Source organism: Sphingobium sp. AS12 (assembly GCF_019097845.1).
In the GTDB taxonomy this organism is placed as follows: Bacteria; Pseudomonadota; Alphaproteobacteria; order Sphingomonadales; family Sphingomonadaceae; genus Sphingobium.
The window spans coordinates 1-4,747 of the sequence record NZ_JAHRGM010000049.1 but is presented as its reverse complement, the minus strand read 5'-3'; the positions used below and the strand labels follow the sequence as shown (position 1 = coordinate 4,747).

At 55.6% G+C, this 4,747-nt stretch carries 2 protein-coding genes and 3 pseudogenes; 4 read left to right on the top strand and 1 reads right to left on the bottom strand.

Going from position 1 to position 4,747, the window contains the following annotated elements; genetic code table 11:
* Window positions 1-120 (top strand): annotated as a pseudogene (locus KRZ98_RS18080) (IS630 family transposase); the annotation flags it as partial.
* Between the two features lie 287 nt (window positions 121-407).
* Window positions 408-713, top strand: a pseudogene (locus tag KRZ98_RS18075) (transposase); the annotation flags it as partial.
* Window positions 714-791: 78 nt separating this feature from the next.
* On the opposite strand, the pseudogene KRZ98_RS18070 reads toward KRZ98_RS18075, so the two are convergent.
* Window positions 792-1,624, bottom strand: a pseudogene (locus tag KRZ98_RS18070) (IS630 family transposase); the annotation flags it as partial.
* 460 nt (window positions 1,625-2,084) lie between these two features.
* On the opposite strand from KRZ98_RS18070, the gene KRZ98_RS18065 reads away from it, so the two are divergent.
* Both KRZ98_RS18065 and KRZ98_RS18060 read left to right on the top strand, forming a co-directional pair.
* On the top strand, window positions 2,085-3,623 hold the full coding sequence (locus tag KRZ98_RS18065; RefSeq protein WP_217674833.1) for an MBOAT family protein: 1,539 nt from the start codon (window positions 2,085-2,087) through the stop codon (window positions 3,621-3,623).
* A gap of 6 nt (window positions 3,624-3,629) precedes the next feature.
* Window positions 3,630-4,616 (top strand): hypothetical protein, encoded by a 987-nt coding sequence (locus KRZ98_RS18060; RefSeq protein ID WP_217674832.1) that lies wholly within the window; start codon window positions 3,630-3,632, stop codon window positions 4,614-4,616.
* The last annotated feature ends 131 nt before the right edge of the window (window positions 4,617-4,747 follow it).

Sequence of the window (4,747 nt, the reverse complement as noted above, 5' to 3'; positions counted from 1 at the left end):
CCGCGCGGCACGCCCATAGAAATTTGGTTCCAGGATGAGGCTCGCATCGGGCAGAAGAACAAGATCACTCGCCGCTGGGCCAGGCGAGGCACCCGGCCGTCGGCGCCCAAGGATCAGAGGACGAAATGGCATTGCGCGCCTTTGCAACATCGATTCCGATGAAAACTTTTGTAGGATGTTCCACGGTTCGTCCTCCTCGTGTGAGGATAGGCTCGGCCCACCCGAGCAACCCTCAGAGCACCAGTGTAGGGCGAACCAACATCTTTCACGAAACGGACATACATGGGGTAATCGCGGGAGCGGTCACCCATTCGGCAGGATTTCAGCCCAAGAGGGTGGTTGTTCCCGGCTATGATGAAGGACGGGCTCTCGATTGGTGACCGGGCCCAGCATCAGGGAGAACAACCATGGGTGAGTATATCGGGCTGGATGTGTCGTTGAAAGAGACCGCAGTAGCCATTCGGCGCGATGGCAAGCGTATTTGGCGCGGGAAATGCGCCTCGGATCCGCAGCTTCTTTCAGCGTTGATCCGCAAGCATGCCCCTACAGCCGAGCGGGTCGTCTTCGAGACCGGGCCTCTTTCAGTCTGGTTTTTTCATGCTCTCACAGCGGAAGGGATACCGGCAATCTGTATTGACGCCCGCCACGCCAAGGCTGCGCTCGACATGGCAGCCAACAAAACCGACGCCAATGACGCCGACGGGCTCGCGCATAGACGACCATGCTCCCGGCAAACCACCTCCCGCATCAAAAAGGCGCTTGCAAATCCCGCCATTAGACGACGGTCTTACGGAGAAGGCCTTCTCGATAGGATCGAAGTCTGGGCTGTAGAGCGGGAGGAAGCACAAGGTTGCGCCTGCCGCTTCGATCCGCTCGCGCACCGATGCGCGCTTGTGGCTCGACAGGTTGTCCATGATGACGACGTCGCCGGGCCGCAGTTCGGGCACGAGACCATGGGTGACATAGGCTTCGAACCAGTCGCCGTTGATCGGGCCGTCCAGCACCATTGGCGCGACCATTCCGGTCATGCGCAACCCGGCAACCAGCGTGGTCGTCTTGCGGTGGCCGTGCGGGAAGCCCATCCACAGGCGCTCGCCCCTGGCGCAGCGGCCATGGCTGCGGGTCATGTTGGTCGCGGTCCAAGTCTCGTCGATGGAACACGAGCCGTTCGGGGTCAAGATCGAGTTGGCCATCGAACCAGTCATGTCGTTGGTTCAGGACATCGGGGCGGTCCTGCTCGATCGCATGGCCAGTCCCTTCGACAAGCTCAGGAGAGCCTTTTTTTGCGCGTCATACCGTGACGAATGAAGAAGCGGTCAAGCCCGGCAACCGAGACGTGCAGGTCCAGATCCATCAATGCCAGGCGCAGTTCTTCAAGCGAGATGTCCTTGCGCGCCTCCAACACGGCGAGGATCTCCGCTCGACGCTCCTCGATCCGGCGCGATCGCGTATCGCCACCCTGAGGCTTGGGAGCAAAGGTGCCGGTCGTGCGCCGCTGATCGTGCCAGCGGATCGCTGTCGAGGGCGCGACCCCAAAGCGAGCCGCCGCAGCGCGGCAACTCATCCCGTCATCAATCGCAGTCAGCAGCCGCCTGCGCAAATCCATTGATAAAGCTTGACCCATCCATGCCGACCTCCCTCTCCAGCACGGATTCTGAATCGGAAATCTCGCTCCGTGGGAACCCCTCTGCGATTCATAATGGTCGAAAAACGCTCTAAACTTCCTTCGCTCCATTCATGTCCTCAAGTCTGATAAACACCTTATCTTGGTGTCCACCAAACCGGCAGCAGGCCAGTTGTCTCATGTCGGGATCAAGCTGGACACCCGCAATAACCCTAAAGCCAGCAAAATCCCATGTAACAATTTCAATTACTTGGCGTTCGAAATTTCAAGAAATCTGAGGTATTTGCGGATATCCAGCTCGCAATTGCGAAATTATGGAGTTGTCCAACTGCCGAAACTCTGCAAGAACCCGCAAGTCATTTTCGGGGGCGATAGCCCAGTTGGGGCTGACAGAGTCAAGCGCGGAATATATGAACGTGGTCAACCGACGACTCGCCGGCAGGATCTGAGGTTACATTAAATGCTCTTCAACTCTAATGAGTTCCTGTTTCTCTTCCTTCCAGTAGCCCTCATAGCCTTTCACGGATTACGTGTTCTTGGCATACGCAACTACGCTTTTCTGGCCTTGCTGCTGGCCTCGATTTATTTCTACGCGTATTGGAGCGTGCCTTACGCCTTGGTCTTTATAGTTTCGGTGGTGTTCAACTTCTTGATCGGAAGAGGCATCATGGCGACCGGATCGCGGATGTTGACGGCAGCGGGGATCATCGCCAATCTGCTGCTTCTGGGCTATTTCAAATATACCAACTTCCTAATCGAAGTAATTGGCGAGATGGGTCTGGCGGACCTGCCGCACCTCGAAATCGTTCTGCCGATCGGCATATCCTTCTACACCTTCATCCAGATCGCCTATCTTGCTGACATTTGTTCGGGCAAAGCGGTTGAGGCGAAGCCGGTCCGTTATGGCCTTTTCGTGTCATTCTTTCCACACATGCTTGCCGGGCCAGTGGTACATCACAAAGAAATGATGCCCCAGTTCGCCGAGGCCATGCCGCGCCAAAGGCTGCTCAGAATGCTCGCGGTGGGCTCATGCCTACTTGTAATTGGGTTGGTGAAAAAGGTGCTGGTCGCAGATCGGATCGCGATGTTGGCTAATGCGATGTTCGCCGCAGCGGCTGACGGCGGTGAGGTAGATTTCTTCAATGCCTGGGTCGGAATTCTAGCGTATACGCTTCAAATTTACTTCGATTTTTCGGGCTATTCCGACATGGCGACCGGCTTGGCGCTCATGTTCGGGATAAGATTTCCTGCCAATTTTAACTCACCCTATCGATCGACAAATATAATCGCTTTTTGGCGCAGATGGCACATGACCCTCTCACGGCTGCTACGCGATTATATCTATATTCCGCTTGGTGGAAATCGTAAGGGGCCAGCTCGCCGCCATATGAATTTAATGGCGACGATGGTCATCGGCGGAGCATGGCATGGCGCTGGATGGCCATTCATCCTGTGGGGGTTCCTGCATGGCCTGTATCTGATGATCAATCACTTTTGGAACTACCAGCTCGGCAACAAGATCAAGATGCCACCGATTCTTGCTATGACGATCACCTTTTTGGCTGTCGTGATCGCATGGGTGCCGTTTCGCGCCACCGACATGCAGGCAGTGAGTTCGATATATGCAGCTATGCTCGGATTGAACGGTCTTTCCGCGCCGCTAGAGCTTGGCACGATCCTTGGGCCGCTGGGCATGGATCCACGTGCATGGGGTATCGAGATGGTTGCCGCCAACCAACGTGCGCAATTCTATATGAATTGCAGTGTGCTGTTGCTCGGGATGGTGCTAGCGTTCGGCGCACCAAATTCGATCCGCATTTTACGCAGGTACCGCCCCGTGCTCAACACCCGCGCAGTGTTGCTCGACGGTCGATCTCGCAATCGGCTTGAGTGGCGCCCGGGACTGTGGAGCGGCATTCTGCTCGGAATTGGTCTCTTTCTCGTCGTGCGGTCGATCAATTCGGCAGCGCCTTCCGAATTCCTTTATTTCCAGTTCTAGGTGATCGTGACAAGACTTCCCGCTTATCCTTTTGTCCGCTTTCTCCTCGCTCTGCTCGGGACGTTTATTGTCCTGATCATGGCGTCTGTGATTGTCTTTCGGTGGCAACTTGGAACGATGACCAAGGAAACCTTGAGCCGCTGTGTGGGTGTGTATAGCAAGATGGAGGCCGCGACAGCTCAAAGCTCGCCTAAGATCCTCTTTGTCGGTGGCTCGGCAGTCCATAAGGGCATCAATACCGGTGCCGTCGGTGATGCTGTGAGCGTACGCGCGGCGAACTTTGGCACCTTTGCTGCACTCGGCCCTGATGTGATGCTGTGGAATGCGCGCAAACTGTTGAAGCCTGGCGATACCGCCGCGCTGGTGCTCGAATACGATCTTTTCTGGCATGATAAGCCGACCGAACCGGAAATCGACTATGTTACCGGCTGCGGTAAAGATTATTTTGACCAATTGTCGCTCACACGCCAGATGGCCTATGTGCTTGGTTCGGATCCACTGCGCATGTTCACCACAACGGATAAAACCGTTGAGGAGAAGCTGCCGAACGCGCGCAACCGACTGACACCCAGTGGGGACCCGCGCTTTACCGTTATCAACTTCAAGAATATCGGCGATAGTCAGCGCGAGCGAATGAAACTATATCAGCCGCTAACGATACGGGTGGATAGATCCAGTCGCGATATGCGCGCAATTGCCGAATTCATTTCCTGGGCCAACGAGCACGATGTTCGCGTACTGGCACTTTGGCCGAACACGCTTCGCTTCGAATCCTATGATCGCGATCCGGCGTTCGCTCAGATCCGCGATTTCTACGAAGCAAACGGGGTGGAAATGGTAGGTAAGCCTAGCGATACGATGGTACCTCTCGAGGAATTGCACGACACGCAATATCACCTCAACGAAAAAGGAATCGTGCGCCGGACGCAAATTACTATCAATCTGCTGAAGCCCTATTTCGACGTTAAAGGAGCGGAAGGCGGTCAACGTTAGGCAACTAGCTGTCTGGTTGCGACACATCATTGGGACATGGTAAGCAGCGCTATTGCGGATCACGCATGGCGCTTTGCTGCTCTTGTAGATGAGGTTTCGTAATGGTGCAGATACATCCCCAGGCTCGGACC